Source organism: Aquipuribacter hungaricus (assembly GCF_037860755.1).
GTDB classification, from domain to species: Bacteria; Actinomycetota; Actinomycetes; order Actinomycetales; family JBBAYJ01; genus Aquipuribacter; species Aquipuribacter hungaricus.
Genome location: NZ_JBBEOI010000037.1, coordinates 1 through 20,507 on the forward strand (window position 1 = coordinate 1; position 20,507 = coordinate 20,507).

A 20,507-nucleotide genomic window follows, 5' to 3' on the forward strand; every position below is an offset into this window, starting at 1 on the left:
AGCGGGTGGCCGCCGCCGAGCGGGCGGCCGACGGCTGACGGGAGCCGGGCGACGGTGCGGGCGGGGCGGGCGGCGCGGGCGGGGTCGGCCTGCGTCAGAGCAGGAGCCGGGCCACCGCGGTGCTCGCCACCGCCAGGACGAGGACCAGGAGGAACGGCGCCCGCAGCGCCAGCGCCACGGCGGCCACGGCGAGGCCGAGCAGCCGCAGGTCGACGACGAGCCCGTCGCCCGCACCCGCGGCCTGGGTGAGCACGAGCGCCCCGAGCATCGCGGGCGGGAGCAGGGCGAGCACCGAGCGGACCCGGACCCCGGACACCCACGCGCGCGGCACGAACGCCCCGGCGGCCTTCTGCGCGAACAGCCCGGCCGCGCAGAGGCACACGGCGAGCCAGCTCACGATCGCCACCTGCGGTCCAGGCCGAGCAGGGCCACCGCGCCGCCGGCGAGGACCGGGACGCCGGCCGGGGCGACGAGGGACAGCAGCAGGGCCACGACGGCGGCCAGGGCGGCGACGGCCGCGGTGCGGCGGTGGCGCAGGTATGGCCATACCAGCGCGAGGAACGCGGCGGGCGCGGCGGCGTCCAGGCCGAGCGCCGAGGGGTCGCCCATCGCCTGCACGCCGTAGGCCCCGAGCACGGTCGTGAGGTTCCACGTCGTGAACAGCCCGACGCCCGTGGTCCAGAACCCCGCGCGGGCGGCGGCCGGCCCGTTCTCCTCGTGCCGGACGGCCATGCTCGTCGTCTCGTCGATGACCAGCAGCGAGGCGAGCAGGCGCGGCACCGCCCGCCGCGGCAGCAGGTCGGTGAGCCGGACCGCGTACAGCGTGTTGCGCAGGCCGAGCAGCCACGCCGACGCCAGGCCCGTGACGGGCGCCCCGCCCGCGGCGGCGACGGCGGCGAACGCGAACTGAGACCCGCCCGTGAACCCCAGCGCGGACAGCACGACCGCCTGCAGCGGCGACAGCCCGGACGCGACCGCCACCGCCCCGAAGCTCACGCCGTACACCCCGAGCAGCCCGAGCCCGATCCCGTCGCGGCGGGCGGCACGGACGGCCTCGGGGGTCGAGAGCCCGCCGACCGTGCTCACCGCCGGGCGGCCTCGTCGCGGTCGGTGGCGTCGGGGACGTGCGGGCCGACGTGGCGGTGCAGCCACCGGTCGAGCGGGGCCAGGGCCCGCCAGTGCTCGGCGACGACGTCGACCGCGCGTGCGTCGAACAGCCACGGCTCGGTGTCCCACTCCCGCGACAGGGCCAGGCCCTTGTGCCGGAGGAGACCGATCCGGGGGTGGTCGGGGGAGAAGCCGCGCGGGGCCCGGGTCAGCTGGTCCCCGGACCGGGACCAGCCGTCGCGCTCGAGGGCGCGCACCAGCCGCTCCAGCGAGCGGCCGCTGCCCTCGTCGTCGACGGCGGCGCGGTAGCGGGCGACCTGGTCGCGCTCCATCCGCCAGTAGCCGCCGGCCAGGAACAGGCCCTCGGCGCTCACGTGCAGGTACAGCGAGGACCGGCCGTCCTTGCCGTGCGTGTGGCCGGCGGCCTGGGTCTTGTACGGGCTCTTGTCGTTGCTGAACCGGACGTCGCGGTAGGGGCGGAACACCTTGCCGGTGCCGAACTCCGGCTCCAGGTCCGCCAGCAGCGCCAGCAGGGGTGCGCGGACCTGCGTCTCGTACACCGGCCGGTGGTCGTCCCAGTAGGCCTTGGAGTTGTCGGCCTCGAGGCCGTCGAAGAAGTGGGGGAAGTCCTCGCCGAAGCCCGTGAAGGCGCGCTCGCTCACGGCCGCCACGCTACGTGCTCAGCGGTCGGCCTCGTCCCCGGTGACGAAGTCGATGAGCTCCTCGACCCGGCCCAGCAGCTCCGGCTCCAGGTCGGTCCAGGAGCGCACCGTGCCGAGGATCCGGCCCCAGCCGCGGCCGACGTCCTGGGCGCTCGTGCAGGGCCAGCCCAGGTGGGCGAGCACGCCCTCCTTCCACGGCCGGCCGCGCGGGACGACCGGCCAGGCGTCCAGCCCGACGCGCTGCGGCCGGACCGCCTGCCAGACGTCGACGTAGGGGTGGCCGACGACGAGGACGTGGTCGCGCAGCGCGGGCGAGCGGGACACCGCCTCGGCCTCCCGCCACTCCTTGGTCCCGGCGACGAGGTGGTCGACGAGCACGCCGATCCGCCGGCCCGGGCCGGGGCGGAAGCCGCGCAGCGCGTCGGCGAGGTCGTCGACGCCGTCGAGCGCCTCCACGACGACCCCTTCGACGCGCAGGTCGGCGCCCCACACCCGCTCGACGAGCTCGGCGTCGTGCTTGCCCTCGACGAGGATCCGGCTGGCGCGAGCGACGCGGGCGCGCTGGCCGGCGACGGCGACCGACCCGCTGGCGGTGCGGCCCGGTGCCACGGCCGGCGCCGCGGCACGGGGTCGGACGAGCGTGACCGGCCGGCCCTCGAGCAGGAAGTCCGGCCCGAGGGGGAAGGTGCGGGTCCGCAGCCGGCGGTCCTCGAGCACGACGACGTGCATGCCCCCGGCCTTCTCGCAGCGCAGCACGGCGCCGCACCAGCCGGTGGTGACCTCCTCCACGACGAGACCCGGCTCGGCGGGGACCTCCTCGACGACGGGGGGACGGCGGCGGGCGGCGAGGACGTCCCCGGCGTACCGGTCATGGGGGCCCCCGGTACGAGGGGGAAGGGCTGGGCTCACCGGTGCACGGTAGGCAGCGCCCTGCGCGGGCCGGCGGCGGACACGCGGGGCGGGTGCCCGGCGACGGGTGACCCGGCGACCCGGCGACCCGGTCAGCCGAGCCGGCGCACCTCCGGCCACATCTCGGCCCACGGCCGCTGCGCCCCGTCGCACAGCCGGAGCGGGGCCCCTGCCTCGTCGTTGTCCACCCCGGCGTCGTTCCCGAGCTCGTCGACGACGACGCAGGAGACGAACCACCGGCCCAGCTCCTGCTCCGACCAGCGGCCGACGACGAGGACCGCCTGCGGCTCACCCTCCGGTGGCCCCCACCACCAGTAGGCGTTGTGGCCGGAGACGACCGGGGGGAGCTCGGCGCCGCGGTCGCGCGCACTGTCCAGCGCGCCGGCCTCGCCGTAGTTGCGGGTGAGGACCAGCTCGGCACCGGTGTCCAGCGACGCGTCCTCGACCGCGGCCGCGAGCTCCGGCCAGCCCACCTGCTCCCCGTGGTCGTAGACGACGTCGACCGGGGCGAGCGACGGCGGCAGCAGCGGGAGCGCGAGGACGGCCCCCACCACGGCGTTGACGGCGACGAGACCGGTGAGGAGGCCGGTGCGCCTGGCCTCGTGGCCGCGCGCGGCCCAGCGCAGGCAGGCGGGCACGCCCGCGGCGACGAGCAGCGGCACCACCCCCATGAGGTAGTACGGCTTGCCGCCGGTGGCGAGCACGACGAGCACGAGCAGGGCGGGCACCAGGGCGGCCCAGCGGCGCCCGGGCGTGCGCCACAGCACGACCGCGCCGACGACGAGCACGCCCGCGGTGAGCGGGCCGGTCAGGGTGGCGAGCATGGGGAGCAGCAGCGCGCGGTCGACCGACGTGCCCGACCCGCCCGTCGCGATGGAGGCCGCCAGCGCCGCCTGCGGCCACCCCTCGGCCTGCTGCCACACCAGGGTCGGGGCGAGGCCGACGGCGGCGAGAGCCGCGGCGAGCCAGGCCCGCGGCGACCGGAACACCTCGCGCGGTCCGACGGCCAGCAGGGCGATGACGGCGCAGAGCAGGACGGTCGCGGGCAGGGTCTTGACGAGCAGCGCCACCGCGGCGAGCACGCCGACCAGCAGCCACGACCCCGCGCTGCCCCGGCGCACAGCCCGCAGCAGTCCGAGGACGAGGGCCGAGGTCGTCAGGACGTCGAAGACGGTCGTGCCGAACAGGTGCCCGGTGACCGCCAGCGTCGTGGCGGTGGCGACCACGACGGCGGTCCAGGTGGTCGCCCGGGCGTCGGCGCCGAGCTCGCGGGCGGTCAGGGCGGACACCGCGACTACCCCGCCGGCGGCCAGGGCCGGCACCAGGCGGAAGGCCCACAGCGCCCCGCCCACCAGGTCGTGCCAGGCCGTCGCGAGCAGCGGGACGAGCGCCGGCTGGTCGGCGTAGGCCAGCGCGGGGTGCCTGCCGGCCTCGACGAAGTACAGCTCGTCGCGGTGGAACCCGTACCGGGAGCCGACGGCGGCGAGCAAGGCGACCAGGGCGAGCGCGACCCAGGCCCACTCCGGCACCCCGCGGGCCCGCGTCGCGAGCGAGGCGCCGTCCCGGTCCTGCTGCGTCGTCACGGCCGCGAGCCTGTCGCACGGGTGCCCCGGCCGTCGACAGGCGCGACGCTGAGCCGGTCGCGCCCGCGGTGGTCTGCCGCGCCGCGGCTAAGGGCTAAGGGCTCAGGGCTCAGGGCTCAGGGCTCGACGGGCGAGAGCGTGGTGGCCGGCGGCCGGGCGTCGTCGGGTGCGGGGTCCTCCGGTCGGGTCAGCTCGTCGTAGCGGACCGCCACCACGCCGGCGACGACGAACGCGCCGCCCAGCAGCTGCACGGGCAGGGGCAGCTCGTCGAGCAGCAGCCACGAGAAGAACAGGCTGAACAGCACCTCGGTGAGGCCGACGAACGAGGCGATCTTGGACCCGAGGCGGCGGGTGGCGGAGACGCCGGAGGCGTAGGCGAAGGCGGCCGCCACCAGGCTCAGGCCGGCGACCGGCACCCACCAGGGCGTCGTGAGCCCGGCGAGCTGCACGTCTCCCGTGCCGGCCGTCATCGGCACGATCCCGACCAGCCCGGCGAGCACGAGGGCGACGCCGCCCACGACCAGGCCGGCGGCGGCCACGACCAGCGGCGGCAGCCCGGTGTCGGCGCGGGCCGACAGGACGAAGTACGCGGCCAGGCCGACGGCCGCCCCGAGCGCCCAGAGCACGCCGACCCCGTCGACGCGCATGCCGCCGAGGACGTCGAGGACGAGGACGAGTCCGAGGACGGCGAGGACGATGCCGACCACGGTCCACCGGCGGGGCCGCTGGCCGTGCCGCGCCCACAGCCAGAGCACGACGAGCACGACGCCGAGGTACTCCAGCAGCAGCGCGACCCCGACCGACAGCGTCGTCACCGCGGTGAAGAAGGCGAGCTGCACCGCGGCCACGGCCACCACCCCGTAGGTGAGCAGCAGCCCGGCGTTGCGGCGCAGCAGGTGCCAGCGCCCGCGCAGCAGGACGAGCGCCGGCGGCAGCAGGACGAGGGCGGCCACGACGATCCGGGCCGTCACCGCGGCGGCCGGGCTCCAGCCGGACTCCAGCAGCGACTTGGCGAACGGCCCGGAGCTGCCGAACGCCGCGGCGGAGGCGAGCGCGAGCCACAGGCCCGAGGACAGGCGGGGAGCGGGGGGCGGCGTGCTGCTCATGCGGGACCTCGTCGCGTGCGTCAGGGGTAAACTGCGGATCGGTACTGACGGTAGCCGACTCCACGTCAGGAGCAACAGTGGTCTTCGCCCATGACACCGAGGTCGCGCTCGCCGCCGCCGCGGCGCTGGCCAACACCCGCGCCGACGACGGCGGCGCGGACGCCCTGGCGCGCGTCGAGGACCTGGACGCGTTCGTCGCCGGGTGGTCGTACACGGGCAGCCGTGCGGCCCCGCGCGACCGCGCCGACGAGCTCGCCGCGATCCGTGCGCTGCGCGAGGAGGTGGCCAGGCTGTGGACCGCGGGCGACGCCGACACGGTCGCCGAGGGCGTCAACCGGCTGCTCGCCGACGGCGCCGCCCGGCCGCACCTGGCCCGTCACGACGGCTGGGACTGGCACCTGCACGCGACCTCGCCGGACCAGCCGCTCGGCACGCGCATGGCCGTGGAGTGCGGGATGGCCCTGCTGGACGTCGTGCGCGCCGGGGAGCTGGACCGGCTCAAGGTCTGCGACGCCGACGACTGCTCCGACCTGCACGTCGACCTGTCGCGCAACCGCTCCCGGCGCTACTGCGGCACGCGCTGCGGCAACCGTGCCGACGCCGCGGCATACCGCGCGCGGAAGGCCGCGGGGGAGTAGGTCAGCGGGGGAGGTTCTCGCCCGGCGGCGAGCCGGCCTCAGCCGAGTAGGTCGCCTTCGGTGACGACGTCGTCCTGACTCTCCTTGGCCCGGTAGGCGCAGGCCTCGGCCCTGTCCGTGCATCCCTCCACGTCACCGTCCGTCCACCGCGCCACACCGACGCTCGCGCGCAGGTACAGGGTGGTGCCTCGCGCATCGACCGGTGCCCGGACCGCTGCAGCGAGCTCCAGCGCCAGGACGACGCCCTCCCTCAGCGTCGCCCCGGGGAGCAGGACGAGGAACTCTTCACCGCTCCACCGTGACAGGGTCGAACCGTCTGGGCAGGCGTCGCGGAAACGGTCGGCGAGGACGCACAGCGCGACGTCGCCCGTGACGTACCCGAACTGGTCGTTGACGGCCTTGAAGCTGTCGAGGTCCAGCAGCAACATCACACCCGCTGTGCCCCCGAGGTTCTCAGCGTGCAGGCGCTGGCGAGCCGTGGAGCGGTTCAGCAGACCGGTCATCGCATCGATACCCGTCAGCCTCTCGAGCTCTTCCTGCAGGCGTGCCCTCTCCGCGGCGGTCAGCCGCGGGGCCCTCGGCCCCCGCGAGAGGTGTCTCTCGAGGAGCCACGCCCACCACCGGGGCGCAGGCCGTGCCTCGCTCACCGAGTCCTCACGCCCGCTGCCACCCCTCGGCCAGAACCGCCAGCCGCTCCAGCCGCCGGCGCTGCCCGAACGCCGACAACCAGCCCACCACGCCCTCCACGACGGTCCCCGCCGGCCCGTGCACGTCGGCGGTGACGGACACGACGCACCGCTGCTCGCCGGTCGGTCGCACCGTCCAGTCGTAGTCGAGCCGGTGCCCGAGCGCCCGGGTGGACCACGCGTAGCCGGCGTCCGGCCGGACCCGGGTGACGCGCATGGTGGTCGCGGGCCCGAAGAAGGGCCGGACCCGGCCGGTCCAGCCGTCGACCACCTGTCCGCCGGGCGGGTCGACCGAGACGACGTGGGGGCTCCACAGCTGCCAGGCGTCGACGTCGACGAGCAGGTCGTGGACCCGGGAGGCGGGCGCGGCGACCGTCCGGGCGCTCGTGATGCTCACCCCGCGCACGGTACGGGCCGTCCCCACCTGGCACGCTGTCGGCGTGCACGTGTGGAGAGCGCTGGGCGACGTCCCCGCCGGGGACGGCCCCGCCGTCGTCACCGTCGGCAACTTCGACGGCGTCCACCGCGGCCACGCCGCCGTGCTCGGGCAGGTCACCGACCTCGCCCGCGAGCGCGGCGCCCGCGCCCTGGCGATCACGTTCGAGCCGCACCCGCTGCACGTGCTGCGCCCCGACATCGCGCCACCCCTGGTCACCGGTCCGGACCAGCGGGTCGAGCTGCTCGCCGAGACCGGCCTCGACGGTCTGCTCGTCCAGCACTTCGACCTGGCGCTGGCCGGCCAGAGCCCCGAGGAGTGGGTCGCCGGCACGGTCGTCGGCGCGCTCGGCTGCACCACCGTGGTCATCGGCACCGACGTGCGGTTCGGCTACAAGAACTCCGGCGACCTCACGACGCTGCGGGAGCTCGGGGCGCGCTACGGCTTCGACGTGGTCGCCCTCCGGGACGTCGAGGCGCCGCAGGGCCGGCGCTGGTCGTCCAGCTGGGTGCGCGCGTGCCTCGCCGAGGGCGACGTCGCCGGTGCGGCCGACGTGCTGGGACGCCACCACCGGCTCGACGCGACCGTCGTCCACGGCGACCACCGGGGCCGCGAGCTCGGCTACCCGACCGCGAACCTGGGGCCGGACCTGCAGGGGCTCGTCCCGGCCGACGGCGTGTACTCCGGCTGGCTGACGCCCCGTGACGACCGTGACGGCGGCGGCCTCCGCATGCCGGCCGCGGTGTCCATCGGCACCAACCCGCAGTTCGACGGCCTCGAGCGGCGGGTGGAGGCCTACGTCCTCGACGCCACCGGCCTCGACCTCTACGACCGCCCCGTGCGCGTGGAGCTCGTCGACCGGCTGCGCCCGACACTCCGCTTCGACGACGTCGACGCCCTGGTCGTGCAGATGGGCCGCGACGTCGACGAGGCCCGTCGCGGCCTCGGGGTCGCAGCCGGCTGACCGGACCGCAGCCGGGTGATCAGGGTCGACGGCCGGCTGATTAGGGGCGCAGCCTGCGGCGTTGCTACTGTGGGAGACGCCGTAGACCGGCCGCGGACCTGTATGCCCGGGTGGACGAGCCCCCGGCGCTCCGCGCAACGAGACCTCCAGGAGACCGCATGCCCCTCGACTCTGCCGTCAAGAAGCAGATCATCGCCGACTTCGGCGCCAACGAGACCGACACCGGTTCTCCCGAGGTGCAGGTCGCGATGCTCACCAAGCGCATCACCGACCTGACCGAGCACCTCAAGGTGCACGCGCACGACCACCACACCCGCCGGGGGCTGCTGCTCCTGGTCGGGCAGCGCCGCCGGATGCTGCAGTACCTGCAGCGCACGGACATCGCGCGCTACCGCTCGCTCATCGAGCGGCTCGGCCTGCGTCGCTGACACGCACAGGGCGGCTCCCTCCGGGGGGCCGCCCTTCGTGCACGGGCACCACCAGAACGAGGACCACCGCACCACGCTCGAGCACCACCCGCACCACTGAGAGCGCGCGCACGCAGCGGGAGCACCGCCGGTGACGCCCGCGCCGCCCTCTCGACGACGAGAACCCCGAGCAACGGGGCGCCCCCGACGGGGGCAGAACGGAGAACACACCGTGGTAGACGTCCACACCGCCGAGGCCGTGATCGACAACGGTCGCTTCGGCACCCGCACCATCCGCTTCGAGACCGGCCGCCTCGCCAAGCTGGCCGCCGGCTCCGCCGTCGCCTACCTGGACGACGAGACCATGCTGCTGAGCGCGACGACGGCCAGCAAGCACCCCAAGAGCCACTTCGACTTCTTCCCCCTGACGGTGGACGTCGAGGAGCGCATGTACGCCGCGGGCCAAATCCCCGGCTCGTTCTTCCGCCGCGAGGGCCGTCCCGGCACCGAGGCGATCCTCACCTGCCGCCTCATCGACCGCCCGCTGCGCCCGTCGTTCGTCGACGGCCTCCGCAACGAGATCCAGGTCGTCGTCAGCGTGCTGTCGCTGAACCCCCAGGACTCCTACGACGTCGTCGCGATCAACGCCGCGTCGCTGTCCACCCAGCTCGCCGGCCTGCCCTTCTCGGGCCCGGTCGCCGGCGTCCGCATCGCCCTCGTCGAGGGCCAGTGGGTCGCGTTCCCGACCCACGACCAGATCGACGACGCCGTGTTCAGCATGGTCGTGGCCGGCCGGGTCACCGACACCGGCGACGTCGCGATCATGATGGTCGAGGCCGAGGCCACCGACACCGCCTTCGAGAAGATCCAGATGGGTGCCCAGGCCCCGACCGAGGACGTCGTCGCCGGCGGCCTCGAGGCGGCCAAGCCCTTCCTCAAGGTGCTCATCGAGGCCCAGCAGAAGGTCGCCTCCGGCGCCGCCAAGGAGACCCGCGACTACCCGCTGTTCCCGGCGTACCAGCAGGACGCGTACGACGCCGTCACCGGTGCGGCCGAGAGCGACCTGGCCGCCGCCCTGCAGATCGCCGACAAGCTCGAGCGCGAGGCCCGCCTGGACGAGATCAAGGCCGCCACGCTGGAGTCCCTGGCCGGCAGCTTCGACGGCCGCGAGGGCGAGCTGTCCGCCGCGGTCCGCTCGGTCACCAAGCGCCTCATCCGCCAGCGCGTCCTGAAGGACAAGGTCCGCATCGACGGCCGCGGCCTGGCCGACATCCGCCAGCTGTCCGCCGAGGTCGAGGTCCTGCCCCGCGTCCACGGCTCGGCGCTGTTCGAGCGTGGCGACACCCAGATCATGGGCGTCACCACCCTCAACATGCTCAAGCTCGAGCAGAAGATCGACTCGCTCGGCCCGGTGAAGACCAAGCGCTACATGCACCACTACAACTTCCCGCCGTTCAGCACCGGCGAGACCGGCCGCGTCGGCAGTCCCAAGCGCCGCGAGATCGGCCACGGCATGCTCGCCGAGCGCGCCCTGACCCCGGTCCTGCCCAGCCGCGAGGACTTCCCCTACGCGATCCGCCAGGTCTCCGAGGCCCTCGGCTCCAACGGCTCGACCTCGATGGGCTCGGTCTGCGCGTCCACGATGTCGCTGCTCAACGCCGGTGTGCCGCTGCGCGCCCCGGTCGCGGGCATCGCCATGGGCCTGATCTCGGACACCGTCGACGGAGAGACCACGTACGCCGCCCTCACCGACATCCTCGGCGCCGAGGACGCGTTCGGCGACATGGACTTCAAGGTCGCCGGCACCCGCGAGTTCGTCACGGCGATCCAGCTGGACACCAAGCTCGACGGCATCCCCGCCTCGGTGCTCGCCTCGGCGCTCACCCAGGCCAAGCAGGCCCGCCTGCACATCCTCGACGTCATGGCCGAGGCCATCGACGAGCCCGACGAGATGAGCCCCTTCGCGCCGCGGATCATCACGGTCAAGGTCCCGGTCGACAAGATCGGCGAGGTGATCGGGCCCAAGGGCAAGATCATCAACCAGATCCAGGACGACACGGGCGCCGACATCTCCATCGAGGACGACGGCACCGTGTTCATCGGCGCGGTCGACGGCCCCTCGGCCGAGGCCGCCCGCACGGCGATCAACCAGATCGCCAACCCGACCATGCCGGAGGTCGGCGAGCGCTACCTGGGCACGGTCGTCAAGACGACCACGTTCGGCGCGTTCATCGCCCTCATGCCCGGCAAGGACGGCCTGCTGCACATCTCCAAGATGCGTGACCTGGTCGGCGGCAAGCGCGTGGACAACGTCGACGACGTGGTCAGCGTGGGCCAGAAGGTCCAGGTCGAGATCTCGGAGATCGACCAGCGGGGCAAGCTCTCCCTGTCGGTCGTCACCCCCGAGGGCGCCGACGCCGCCACCGCCGACGCCGTGCAGTCCGTCGCGACCGTCGAGGCCTGATGACCCCCGTCGACCTCACGGTCGACGACACCGCCGTCGGCGGCGGCCAGCACCTGCTGGTCGCCGCCGACGGCGGTTCGGTCGTCGCCCGCACCGTGCTCCCGTCCGGGGTGCGCGTGCTCACCGAGTCCATGCCCGGGCTCCGCTCCGCCACCGTCGGCATGTGGGTGGGCGTCGGCTCCCGCGACGAGGCCGACGGCCACCACGGCAGCACCCACTTCCTCGAGCACCTGCTGTTCAAGGGCACCGACCGGCGCTCGCCGCTGGAGATCGCCGAGGCGTTCGACGCCGTCGGCGGCGAGGCGAACGCCGTCACGGGTAAGGAGCACACCTGCTACTACGCGCGGGTGATGTCCGACGACGCCCCCATGGCGATCGACGTCATCTCCGACATGGTGACCAGCTCCACCATCACGGTCGAGGACTTCGAGTCCGAGCGCGAGGTCATCCTCGAGGAGCTCGCGATGGCCGAGGACGACCCGTCCGACGTCGTCCACGAGCGCTTCGCGGAGGCCGTGCTGGCCGGGCACGCGCTCGGCCGGCCGATCGGCGGGACGCCCGACACCATCAAGGGCGTCGGCCGTGACGACGTGGTCGACCACTACCGGCGCCACTACGGGGCACCCACGCTCGTGGTGACCGCCGCGGGCGGCATCGAGCACGACGCCGTGGTCGCCGCCGTGTCCGCCGAGCTCGACAGGGCCGGCTGGCTGCAGCCCGCCGCCCCGCCCCGCGACGGCCGCGCCGGCGGTAACGCCGCCCCCGCGTCCGGGCACGACGTCGTGGTCCGCCGTGACGTCGAGCAGGCGCAGGTCGTCGTCGGCACCACGGCGCTGACGGCCACCGACGAGCGCCGCTACGTGCTGTCGGTCATGAACACCGCGCTCGGCGGCGGCATGAGCAGCCGGCTGTTCCAGGAGGTGCGCGAGAAGCGCGGCCTGGCCTACAGCGTCTACTCCTTCACCGCCGGGTACGCCGACGGCGGCTACATGGGGCTCTATGCGGGCTGCAACCCCTCCAAGGTGGACACCGTGGTGGACCTGCTGGTCGCGGAGTGGGAGCGCCTCGCCTCCGACGGTCTCGCCCCCGGCGAGCTCGAGCGGGCCGTCGGGCAGCTGTCCGGCGGGATGACGCTCGGCCTCGAGGACTCCGGGTCGCGGATGTCGCGCCTGGGCAAGTCCGAGCTCGTCCACCGCCGGTTCACCGACCTGGACGAGACCCTGGCACGGCTGCAGGCCGTCACGGGGGAGCAGGTGCAGGAGCTCGCCGCCGACCTGGTCTCCCGGCCCCGGAGCCTGGCCGTGGTCGGCCCGTTCGACACCGACCGCAGCTTCGGCACCGCGCGCTGATGGTGCGGCCCTGATGGACGCGCTGCGGGTCGTCGTCTCCGGTGCGTCCGGGCGCATGGGGACGGCGGCCTGCGCCGCCGTCGAGGCGTCCGACGACCTGGTGCTCGTCGGACGCCTCGGCCGCGGTGACGACCCGTCGGCCGCGCTGGCCGGTGCTGACGTGCTCGTCGACCTGTCGGTGCCCGCGTCCTCGCCCGCCCTCGTCGCGGCGGCCGTCGAGGCCGGCGTGCACGCCGTCGTCGGCACGACCGGCTGGGACGACGCCCGCCTGGCCACGCTGCGCGAGCAGCTCGGCGGGGCGCCGTCCGTCGGCGTCCTCGTCGCCCCCAACTTCTCGGTCGGCGCGCTGCTCGTCACCGCCTTCGCCGTCCGCGCCGCGCGGTTCTTCGAGAGCGTCGAGGTCCTCGAGCTCCACCACCCCGACAAGGTCGACGCCCCCTCGGGGACCGCCGTCCGGACGGCCCGCCTGGTGGCCGCCGCCCGGGCCGAGGCCGGGGTCGGCCCCGCGCCCGACGCGACGACCGCGTCGCTGCCCGGCTCCCGCGGCGCCGACGTCGACGGCGTCCCCGTGCACTCGGTGCGGCTGCGGGGCCTGGTCGCCTCCCAGGAGGTGCTGCTCGGCGCCCAGGGCGAGACGGTGAGCCTGCGCCACGACAGCATCGACCGGTCCTCGTTCATGCCGGGCGTGCTGCTCGCCGTCCGGCAGGTCGGCAGCCACCCGGGCCTCACCGTCGGCCTGGAGCACTGGCTCGACCTGTGAGGCGCACCAAGGTCGTCATCGCCGTCCTGCTCCTCGTGCTGTCGTTCTACCTCGTCGGGCTGCTCGTCCGCTCCTGGGCGGTCGTCCAGGACGGCGGCGTGCTCGGTTGGCTGCTCGCGGCCGGGATGGTCGTGCTCGTCGGGATCGCGGTGCTCGCCGTGGCGGCGGAGCTCCGGTTCGGCGTCGCGACCGAGCGCCTCGGGCGCACCCTGGACGCCGAAGGCGCCCTGCCGGAGGCCGTGCCCCGCTCGGGCGACGGCCGCGTCGACCGGGCGGCGGCCGACGAGGCGTTCGCCCGCTACCGCGCCGAGGTGGAGGCGGACCCCACGTCCTGGCGGGGCTGGTTCCGCCTGGCCCTGGCCTACGACAGCGCCGGGGACCGCAAGCGAGGTCGCGCGGCGGCCCGGCACGCCGTCCGGCTGCACCGGACTCCTCAGCAGCCCTCCTAGGGCCTACGGCCGGGGGTCCGGGTCGGCGTCCGGTCGTGCGCCCTCGCCTGCGGTCCACCCGCCCCCGCCGGCGGTCTGCCCGTCCGTCGCCGGCGCCGGTCCCCGGGGGGCGGCAGGGCCGGCGGTGCCGTCGACCACCGCGGCGACGAGCGCCTCGAGCGGGCCCCGCGACCAGACGGCGCGCACGGCGGTCGCGAGGACCACGGCAGTGACGGCGTGCACCGCCCAGGACGCCGGCGCCGGCAGGTCGGGCTGCTGGAGGAGCACCGCCAGCACGTGGGCCGTGTACAGCGTGAGCGTCATGGACCCGGCGGCCGCCAGGGGGCGCAGCAGCCACAGCACGGGCGTGCGGGACAGGAGCAGGCAGCCGCCGAGCACGAGCAGGGCGGCGCCGGTGGTGCCGAGCAGGTCCGGCGGGGTGCCCGAGTGGGGGACGTCCAGCGCCAGCCACTGCCAGGTGGTCGTCGGCGTCGTGCCGTAGAACGGCCCCTCGGTGGTGCGTCCCGTGCCGAGGGACGCCTCCTCGAGGACGGCCCGCGCGGTGGGGGAGGTGCTGAGGACCCCGGAGACCACGGTGGCGCCGACGAGGAGCACCGCGCCGGCCGCGGCGATGCCCGCAGCCACGGACGTCCGGGTCAGGGCGAGCCGGCCGACCGCGGCGCCGACCAGCAGGTAGCCGAACCAGGTGAGCACCGGGTAGTAGCCGGTGAGGAGCAGGTCCGTGACCGAGGCGACGGGCTGGACGAGGAGGGCGACGAGGCCCACCTGCGGACCCGGCCCCTCGAGCGCCCAGACGGCCCGCAGGGCGTGGGACAGGACCGGGGTGAGCCCCAGCCACAGCAGGCCGGCGGCACCCAGCAGCGGCGCGGGCAGCCGCAGCAGCGGGGCGAGCAGGACGAACGACACCGCGTAGTACTGCAGGATGATCGCGACCGGCGGCTGGAGGTCGGCGAGCAGCAGGCCCACCAGCAGGATGAGCACGGCGCGGACGGCGGTGCGGGCGACCATCCGGCCGTAGGGCGTCCGGGGGCCTGCGTGGCCGCCGTCGGCGAGGGCGAGCCCCACCCCGGCCAGCAGGGCGAACGTCGCCGAGGACCGGCCGTCGACGAGGGCGAACGCCTGGCTCTCCTCCCCGGTGGGGCCGAGGCGGGGCAGCAGGTGGGCCGCCATCATCCCCAGCAGCGCGAGGCCGCGGGCGGCGTCCACCCCCACCAGGCGCCGGGACCGGGGGAGCATGGGCGCCGTGATGTCGACGGTGCTGCTCATGCCGTGGGGCCCGGGTCTGCCAGCCACGCGACCATGCGCACCTCCGGCCACACCGAGCGGCCGTCGTCGGGGTCACCGCCGGCCAGGGCCCGTCGCCGCCGGGCGCCGTCCTCGGCGAACCCGGCCCCGCGGAGGAACTCCGCGCGGGGGGCGTCGTCGACATGGACCCAGACGTGGACCCGGTCGGTGCCGTCGCCGGCGTGGGTGTCGACGACCGCCGCCAGCAGGCGCGAGCCGTGCCCCCGCCGCTGGTGCAGCGGGTCGACCTCGAGCGCGACGAGCTCGATCGTCGACCCCGTCCCCGCGACGGCTGGTCCGGCGGCTGGCCCGGCGTCCTCTGACCCGGCTGCCGGGTCCCTGACCGGGGCGGAGGCGACGAAGCCGGCGACGATGCCGTCGCCCACGGCCACGTGCACCCGGTGCCGCGGCGACGGCGGCGAGGACACCGCGGGCCGCCAGGCGGCCGCGAGGACGTCCGGGGTGAGCGCCGCCACGAGCGCCGGCGGCAGCACCTGGGCGTACGGGCCGGTCCAGGAGCGGGCGTGGACCGCGCCGATGGCCTGCAGGTCGGGCTCGCGGGCGGGGCGCACGGAGTTGTCGGCGCCGGGGGCGCCGAGCAGCGGGCTCGACATGCGCCGATCCAATCACGCGCGCCGGGCGCTCCTGGGCGAGGGGCTGCCGCCCGGCTCGCCTACGCCTCCGCGCGACGGTCCGGGACGCACCGAGGGCCCCGACCGGCGTGCGGTCGGGGCCCTCGTTGGGGTGCTGGTGCGGGGAGGTCAGGCCTGGCCGGAGCCGACCTCGCGGCGGACCTCGGTGCCGCTGTCCAGGGCGTCGTGCCCGTGGGCGGCGTCGATGGCGTCGTGGTCGCCGTGGCTGTGCGCGGCGGCCAGCTCGGCCGGGGTGACGGGGTCGACCCGGTCCTCGAAGTAGAAGCGCGACAGCCGGCGCGTGATCCCGTCGGCCCAGGCGCCCTTGCGCTTGACGCCGTTGGCGTCGGTCGCGGGGCCCGGCTCGATGGGCGTGTAGGCGTCGTGCTGCACGAGCGTCCACTGGTCGTACGCGGACATCGGGGCGTGGCGCTCGAGCACCTCACCGGTGTCGAGGCGGAAGACCTGGCCGGTCTCGACACCGTGGAGCACGCGGTCACGGTCACGGCGCTGCAGGCCCAGGCAGATCCGCTTGGTGATGACGTAGGCGATCGGGGGGGCGACGAACATCAGCACGCCGGTCGCCCGGGTGATGTCGTTGATCGACAGGTGCAGGTGGGTGGCGAGGATGTCGTTGCCACCGTTGGCCCAGAGGATGACGTAGAAGGTCAGGCCCATGACACCGAGCCCGGTACGGGTCGGGGCGTTGCGGGGGCGGTCGAGCAGGTGGTGCTCGCGGGCGTCACCCGTCGCGAGGCGCTCGATCCACGGGTAGGCGACGAGGACGGTCGTCAGCAGGCCGGGGATGACCACGGCCGGGATGAGGATGTTGAGGCTCAGCGTCCACTCGAAGAGGACGACCTCGAGCCAGCCCGGCATGACGCGCACCGCGCCGTCGAGCCAGCCCATGTACCAGTCGGGCTGGGCACCGGCGGTCACCGGGGACGGGTCGTACGGGCCGTAGGACCAGACCGGGTTGATCTGCACCAGGGCCGAGATGAGGGCGATGACGCCGAAGACGATGAAGAAGAAGCCGCCGGCCTTGGCGATGTACACCGGGAGCAGCGGGTAGCCGACGACGTTGCTGTTGGTGCGCCCCGGCCCCGGGTACTGCGTGTGCTTGTGCAGCACGACCAGGAACAGGTGGGCCGCGATGAGCGCGAGGAAGATCGCGGGGACCAGCAGCACGTGGATCGTGTACAGGCGGGGGATGAACGCCTCGCCCGGGAACTCCCCGCCGAAGGCGAAGAAGTGGACGTAGGTGCCGATGAGCGGGATCGACAGGATGATCGCCGAGGCGATGCGGAGGCCGGTGCCGGAGAGCAGGTCGTCCGGCAGCGAGTAGCCGGCGAAGCCCTCGACGATGGCCAGCAGCGCGAGGACCGCGCCGATGACCCAGTTGAGCTCGCGCGGGCGGCGGAAGGCGCCGGTGAAAAACACCCGCATCATGTGCACGACGGTCGAGGCGACGAAGACCAGCGCCGACCAGTGGTGGATCTGCCGCATGAGGAGGCCGCCGCGGACCTCGAACGACATGTTCACGGTGGAGGCGAACGCCTCCGAGACGAGCTTGCCCTGCATGGGCTCGTACGGGCCGTCGTACTCGACCAGCCCGACGCTCGGGATGTAGAAGAACGTGAGGAACACGCCCGTCAGCAGCAGGATGACGAAGCTGTAGAGGGCGATCTCCCCGAGCATGAACGACCAGTGGTCGGGGAAGATCTTGCGGGCGTTGGCCTTGATCGGGCCGGTGAGGCCCAGGCGCGAGTCCGCGAAGCCGGCGAGCTTGGCAGCCGTCGTCTTCGGTGCGGGCCGTGCCGGTGCAGCCGTCTGGCTCATGCGGACTCCTCGGACATGCGCTTCTCGTCCTTCTCTCGCTCCCAGTAGCTGGGACCGACGGGCTCGGAGAACCCGGACTTCGCTACCAAGTATCCCTCACCGTCCACCTCGATGGGCAGCTGGGGTAGGGCCCTGGCGGCAGGTCCGAAGATGACCTTGCAGTCGGCCGCGACGTCGAACGTCGACTGGTGGCACGGGCACAGGAGGTGCTGCGTCGTCTGCTCGTACAGGGCGACGGGGCAGCCCATGTGGGTGCAGATCTTCGAGTAGGCGACGATGCCCGCGTAGGAGCCGGCGAGGGCGGACTCGGCCACCTCGTCGGGCTCGAGGCGGATGAGCAGGACGGCGGCCTTGGCCTTCTCGTCGAGGAAGTGGCTGGACTCCTCGATGCCCTGCGGCTGGACGTGCACGACGCTGCCGATGACCAGGTCCGAGGCGAGGACCGGGTTGCCGGTGGGGTCGGTGACGAGACGGTCGCCCGCGCGCCAGATGGTCTCGGCGAGCACGCCCTCGGGGTTGGGGCCGGTGTCCTTGAGCAGGACGACCGCGGGCAGCGGGGCCAGCGCCAGGGCGCCGACGAGGGTGTTGCGGATGAGCGGGCGACGGCCGATGCCGGACTCGGCGACACCGGTGGTGATGATCCCGACGGCCTCCTCCTGCTCGGCGGCGGAGCCCTCGATCGCGTGCCGCTCGTCGACCTCCTCGTGGTCGGGCATGAGCGTCTTGGCCCAGTGCACGGCCCCGGTGCCGATGCCGAACAGGGCGAGGAACAGCCCGGTGCCGAGCAGCACGTTGGAGGTGAGGACCGCCGCGGCGGACGTGTCGTCGCGCAGCGGCACGACGAAGTAGCCCACGAGGGTCAGCAGGGTGCCGACGATGGACAGGACGAAGAGGCTCGCCACCTGGCGCTCGGCGCGCTTGGCGGCCTTCGCGTCGGTGTCGGCCATCCGGTCCACGTGCGGCGGCAGGCCCGGGTTCTCGAAGCGCTCGGTCGAGGACCGGGGCAGCTCGACCGCGGTGCCGGCGGCCGGACCCGCCGGGCCGGGGGCGTTGCTGACGACGTTGTGGTGCGGGCTCGTGGCGCCGGAGGCGCCGGAGGCGCCGTGGCCGGTCGGTGCGCTCATGACGACTTGGCTCCCAACCACACCGCGCAGGCGATGAGTCCAGTGATCCCGACGACCCACGCGACGAGGCCCTCGCCCACGGGGCCGATCGACCCGAGGGACAGGCCACCGGCCTGCGGGGTGTTCTTGACGTAGGCCAGGTAGGCGATGATGTCGTTCTTCTGCTGCGGCGTGATCGTCTGGTCGTTGAAGACGGGCATCGACTGCGGGCCGGTGAGCATGGCCTCGTAGATGTGGACCGGGGCGGAGTCGGTGATCGGCGGGGCGTACTTGCCCCGCGTGAGCGCGCCGCCGGAGCCCGCGAAGTTGTGGCACATCGCGCAGTTGACCCGGAACAGCTCGGCGCCCTCGGCGAGGTCGCCGTTCTCGGGGTCGAGGTACTCCTCGTCGGGGATGGCCGGGCCGGGGCCGAAGGCCGTGGCCACGTAGGCGGCCAGGGCCCGGGTCTCCTCGAGGGTGAACTGGGGGTCGCGCTGCTCGATCTGGGGGCCGGACTGCTGGGCGGGCATGCGGCCCGTGCCGACCTGGAAGTCGACCGAGGCGGCGCCGACGCCGTACAGGGAGGGGCCGGACTGCACGCCCTCCTCGGTGATCTCGCCGCCGGCGCCGTCGATGCCGTGGCAGGAGGAGCAGTTGGCCAGGAAGAGCTCCTCGCCGAGGGCGATCTCGTCCTCGCCGTAGGTCTCGCCGGCCTGGGCGCTGGTGGGGGCCAGCAGCGAGTAGCCCACGCCTGCGAACAGCAGGCCGACGAGCAGGACGACCGCCAGCGCGAGCGGGTGGCGGCGGTGCCGCATGACTGCGTTCACGTCGGGTCCGATCAGCTGAAGTAGACGGAGATGAAGAGGGCGATCCAGACCACGTCGACGAAGTGCCAGTAGTACGACGTGACGACGGCGGCGGTCTCCTCCGCGTGGCCGAAGCGCTTGGCGGCGAAGGTGCGGCCGATGACCACGAGGAAGGCGAGCAGCCCGCCGGTCACGTGGAGACCGTGGAACCCGGTGGTGAGGAAGAACGTCGAGCCGAAGGGGGAGGACGCCATCGTCAGCCCCTCGTGGACCAGCTCGGCGTACTCGTACACCTGGCCGGAGACGAACACCGCGCCGAGCAGGAAGGTGAGGACGTACCACTCGCGCATGCCCCAGCGGGTGAGCTGGAACAGCGTGCCGGTGCGGGCCGGCTGCAGCCGCTCGGCGGCGAAGACGCCGAACTGGCAGGTCACCGAGCTCGACACGAGGATGATGCAGTTCACCGCGGCGAAGGGGATGTTGAGCATCTCCTGCCCGGCCTCGTAGGCCTCGGGCCGGATCGACCCCAGCGTGAAGAACATCGCGAAGAGGGCCGCGAAGAACATGAGCTCGCTGGCGAGCCACACGATCGTGCCCACCGACGTGAGGTTGGGACGGTTCACCACCGCCGGGACGCCCGTGCTGACTGCTGCTGCTGCTGCCACGGCGTCAATCTAATGGGTGGGCAGGCAGAACGAGAGCCCACCCCCCGGCAGGTCGGCGCGCGGGTCCGTGGCTCTCGCCCGGGGCGGGCGGGACGGGCCGGGACCTGGTGCGGGCAGGGGCGGGGCAGGGCTCTGTGGCGGTCCCGGGAAGAACGTGCGACGGGGCCGGTAGATTCCCCGCCCATGAGCACAGCTGCCGCCCAGGCCGGGTCCTCCGCCGCCTCCGAGCACCGGCCCGCCGTCGCCGCGCGCCCCGCGGCGGACGAGGGCCCGCGGCTGGCCGTGGCCCTCTACAGCGACAAGTCGACGACCCGCGAGAAGGTCCGTCGCGCCGTGGGCCGCCGTCCCGCCGCGGACCTCCCGCTGGTGGAGATCAGCGAGTTCGCCACGCTGCCCGCGCTGCTGCGGGCGGTGGACACCGGCCGGTTCGACGTCCTCGTGCTCGACGGCGAGGCGGCCCCCGCCGGTGGCCTCGGGGTCTGCCGCCAGCTGCACGACGAGATCTACGACTGCCCGCCCGTCCTCGTGCTCACCGGCCGGCCGCAGGACGCGTGGCTGGCGGCGTGGTCCCGCGCCGAGGCCGCGGTCCCGCACCCGCTGGACCCCCGCGCCGTCGCCGACGCGGTGGCCTCGCTCGCCCGGCGCCGCGCCGCCGCTG

The 20,507-nt window shown here is 74.4% G+C and carries 22 protein-coding genes; 8 read left to right on the plus strand and 14 right to left on the minus strand.

Features of this window, described 5'->3' with window-relative positions; all coding sequences use genetic code 11:
- Positions 1 to 94: 94 nt before the first annotated feature.
- The 6 genes from WCS02_RS06875 to WCS02_RS06900 all read right to left on the minus strand — a co-directional run bounded on the left by WCS02_RS06875 (position 95) and on the right by WCS02_RS06900 (position 5,367).
- Positions 95 to 397 (minus strand): AzlD domain-containing protein, encoded by a 303-nt coding sequence (locus WCS02_RS06875; protein WP_340291330.1) that lies wholly within the window; start codon positions 395 to 397, stop codon positions 95 to 97.
- The gene (locus WCS02_RS06880) at positions 394 to 1,086 is read right to left on the minus strand and encodes an AzlC family ABC transporter permease (RefSeq protein WP_340291332.1); all 693 of its coding nucleotides are present in this window, start codon (positions 1,084 to 1,086) and stop codon (positions 394 to 396) included. The genes WCS02_RS06875 and WCS02_RS06880 overlap by 4 nt, the downstream gene beginning before the upstream one ends.
- A complete protein-coding gene (locus WCS02_RS06885) occupies positions 1,083 to 1,769 on the minus strand; it encodes a DUF2461 domain-containing protein (RefSeq protein ID WP_340291334.1) in 687 nt (228 codons plus the stop codon). The genes WCS02_RS06880 and WCS02_RS06885 overlap by 4 nt, the downstream gene beginning before the upstream one ends.
- An 18-nt stretch (positions 1,770 to 1,787) precedes the next feature.
- On the minus strand, positions 1,788 to 2,678 hold the full coding sequence (locus WCS02_RS06890; protein ID WP_340291336.1) for a DUF3097 domain-containing protein: 891 nt from the start codon (positions 2,676 to 2,678) through the stop codon (positions 1,788 to 1,790).
- A 92-nt stretch (positions 2,679 to 2,770) separates the two neighbouring features.
- Positions 2,771 to 4,261, minus strand: coding sequence for a glycosyltransferase family 39 protein (locus WCS02_RS06895; RefSeq protein ID WP_340291338.1), 1,491 nt, complete (start codon positions 4,259 to 4,261; stop codon positions 2,771 to 2,773).
- A 116-nt stretch (positions 4,262 to 4,377) separates the two neighbouring features.
- Entirely contained in the window at positions 4,378 to 5,367 is a 990-nt protein-coding gene (locus WCS02_RS06900; protein WP_340291340.1) for a DMT family transporter, read from the minus strand.
- Between the two features lie 77 nt (positions 5,368 to 5,444).
- On the opposite strand from WCS02_RS06900, the gene WCS02_RS06905 reads away from it, so the two are divergent.
- Complete coding sequence (locus tag WCS02_RS06905) at positions 5,445 to 6,005, plus strand: CGNR zinc finger domain-containing protein (protein WP_340291342.1); 561 nt, start codon at positions 5,445 to 5,447, stop codon at positions 6,003 to 6,005.
- Between the two features lie 38 nt (positions 6,006 to 6,043).
- Here the strand turns inward: WCS02_RS06905 and WCS02_RS06910 are convergent, their stop codons facing one another.
- Together WCS02_RS06910 and WCS02_RS06915 are read right to left on the minus strand one after the other, a co-directional pair.
- On the minus strand, positions 6,044 to 6,652 hold the full coding sequence (locus WCS02_RS06910) for a GGDEF domain-containing protein (protein WP_340291344.1): 609 nt from the start codon (positions 6,650 to 6,652) through the stop codon (positions 6,044 to 6,046).
- 7 nt (positions 6,653 to 6,659) lie between these two features.
- Positions 6,660 to 7,088 carry an SRPBCC family protein gene (locus tag WCS02_RS06915; RefSeq protein WP_340291346.1) on the minus strand — a complete coding sequence of 143 codons (429 nt, stop codon included), beginning with the start codon at positions 7,086 to 7,088 and terminating at the stop codon, positions 6,660 to 6,662.
- 43 nt (positions 7,089 to 7,131) lie between these two features.
- Here WCS02_RS06915 and WCS02_RS06920 point away from each other — a divergent pair, with 43 nt between their 5' ends.
- The 6 genes from WCS02_RS06920 (at position 7,132) to WCS02_RS06945 (ending at position 13,520) form a co-directional block, all read left to right on the plus strand.
- A complete protein-coding gene (locus tag WCS02_RS06920; RefSeq protein ID WP_340291348.1) occupies positions 7,132 to 8,091 on the plus strand; it encodes a bifunctional riboflavin kinase/FAD synthetase in 960 nt (319 codons plus the stop codon).
- A gap of 158 nt (positions 8,092 to 8,249) precedes the next feature.
- Complete coding sequence (gene rpsO, locus WCS02_RS06925; RefSeq protein WP_340291350.1) at positions 8,250 to 8,519, plus strand: 30S ribosomal protein S15; 270 nt, start codon at positions 8,250 to 8,252, stop codon at positions 8,517 to 8,519.
- Between the two features lie 211 nt (positions 8,520 to 8,730).
- A complete protein-coding gene (locus WCS02_RS06930) occupies positions 8,731 to 10,962 on the plus strand; it encodes a polyribonucleotide nucleotidyltransferase (protein ID WP_340291352.1) in 2,232 nt (743 codons plus the stop codon).
- Positions 10,962 to 12,311, plus strand: coding sequence for a M16 family metallopeptidase (locus WCS02_RS06935; RefSeq protein ID WP_340291354.1), 1,350 nt, complete (start codon positions 10,962 to 10,964; stop codon positions 12,309 to 12,311). The genes WCS02_RS06930 and WCS02_RS06935 overlap by 1 nt, the downstream gene beginning before the upstream one ends.
- Positions 12,312 to 12,324: 13 nt before the next feature.
- A complete protein-coding gene (gene dapB / locus WCS02_RS06940; protein WP_340291356.1) occupies positions 12,325 to 13,071 on the plus strand; it encodes a 4-hydroxy-tetrahydrodipicolinate reductase in 747 nt (248 codons plus the stop codon).
- The gene (locus tag WCS02_RS06945; RefSeq protein ID WP_340291358.1) at positions 13,068 to 13,520 is read left to right on the plus strand and encodes a hypothetical protein; all 453 of its coding nucleotides are present in this window, start codon (positions 13,068 to 13,070) and stop codon (positions 13,518 to 13,520) included. The genes dapB and WCS02_RS06945 overlap by 4 nt, the downstream gene beginning before the upstream one ends.
- Before the next feature lie 3 nt (positions 13,521 to 13,523).
- On the opposite strand, the gene WCS02_RS06950 is transcribed toward WCS02_RS06945, so the two are convergent.
- The 6 genes from WCS02_RS06950 to ctaE form a co-directional block, all read right to left on the minus strand.
- Positions 13,524 to 14,786 (minus strand): heparan-alpha-glucosaminide N-acetyltransferase domain-containing protein, encoded by a 1,263-nt coding sequence (locus WCS02_RS06950; RefSeq protein WP_340291360.1) that lies wholly within the window; start codon positions 14,784 to 14,786, stop codon positions 13,524 to 13,526.
- Positions 14,783 to 15,418: a GNAT family N-acetyltransferase gene (locus WCS02_RS06955; protein ID WP_340291362.1), complete on the minus strand. Its 636-nt coding sequence runs from the start codon at positions 15,416 to 15,418 to the stop codon at positions 14,783 to 14,785. Before WCS02_RS06955 ends, WCS02_RS06950 begins: the two co-directional genes overlap by 4 nt.
- Before the next feature lie 147 nt (positions 15,419 to 15,565).
- Positions 15,566 to 17,275, minus strand: coding sequence for a cytochrome bc1 complex cytochrome b subunit (gene qcrB / locus WCS02_RS06960; RefSeq protein ID WP_340291364.1), 1,710 nt, complete (start codon positions 17,273 to 17,275; stop codon positions 15,566 to 15,568).
- Positions 17,272 to 18,399: a cytochrome bc1 complex Rieske iron-sulfur subunit gene (qcrA, locus tag WCS02_RS06965; RefSeq protein ID WP_376984125.1), complete on the minus strand. Its 1,128-nt coding sequence runs from the start codon at positions 18,397 to 18,399 to the stop codon at positions 17,272 to 17,274. Before qcrA ends, qcrB begins: the two co-directional genes overlap by 4 nt.
- Entirely contained in the window at positions 18,396 to 19,205 is an 810-nt protein-coding gene (gene qcrC / locus WCS02_RS06970) for a cytochrome bc1 complex diheme cytochrome c subunit (protein ID WP_340291366.1), read from the minus strand. Before qcrC ends, qcrA begins: the two co-directional genes overlap by 4 nt.
- Before the next feature lie 11 nt (positions 19,206 to 19,216).
- Positions 19,217 to 19,858, minus strand: a complete 642-nt coding sequence (gene ctaE, locus WCS02_RS06975) for an aa3-type cytochrome oxidase subunit III (protein ID WP_452039065.1) — start codon at positions 19,856 to 19,858, stop codon at positions 19,217 to 19,219.
- A gap of 174 nt (positions 19,859 to 20,032) precedes the next feature.
- Between ctaE and WCS02_RS06980 the strand changes: the two genes are divergently transcribed.
- Positions 20,033 to 20,507: response regulator (locus WCS02_RS06980; RefSeq protein WP_340291370.1), on the plus strand; the 475-nt coding region annotated here is incomplete at its 3' end.

Bases quoted from the DNA above. Each gene is read 5' to 3' on its own strand.
- WCS02_RS06955 (WP_340291362.1), bottom strand. From the start codon at position 15,418: ATGTCGAGCCCGCTGCTCGGCGCCCCCGGCGCCGACAACTCCGTGCGC.
- WCS02_RS06935 (WP_340291354.1), top strand. From the start codon at position 10,962: ATGACCCCCGTCGACCTCACGGTCGACGACACCGCCGTCGGCGGCGGC.
- dapB (WP_340291356.1), top strand. From the start codon at position 12,325: ATGGACGCGCTGCGGGTCGTCGTCTCCGGTGCGTCCGGGCGCATGGGG.
- qcrA (WP_376984125.1), bottom strand. From the start codon at position 18,399: ATGAGCGCACCGACCGGCCACGGCGCCTCCGGCGCCTCCGGCGCCACG.
- rpsO (WP_340291350.1), top strand. From the start codon at position 8,250: ATGCCCCTCGACTCTGCCGTCAAGAAGCAGATCATCGCCGACTTCGGC.
- WCS02_RS06950 (WP_340291360.1), bottom strand. From the start codon at position 14,786: ATGAGCAGCACCGTCGACATCACGGCGCCCATGCTCCCCCGGTCCCGG.
- WCS02_RS06900 (WP_340291340.1), bottom strand. From the start codon at position 5,367: ATGAGCAGCACGCCGCCCCCCGCTCCCCGCCTGTCCTCGGGCCTGTGG.
- qcrB (WP_340291364.1), bottom strand. From the start codon at position 17,275: ATGAGCCAGACGGCTGCACCGGCACGGCCCGCACCGAAGACGACGGCT.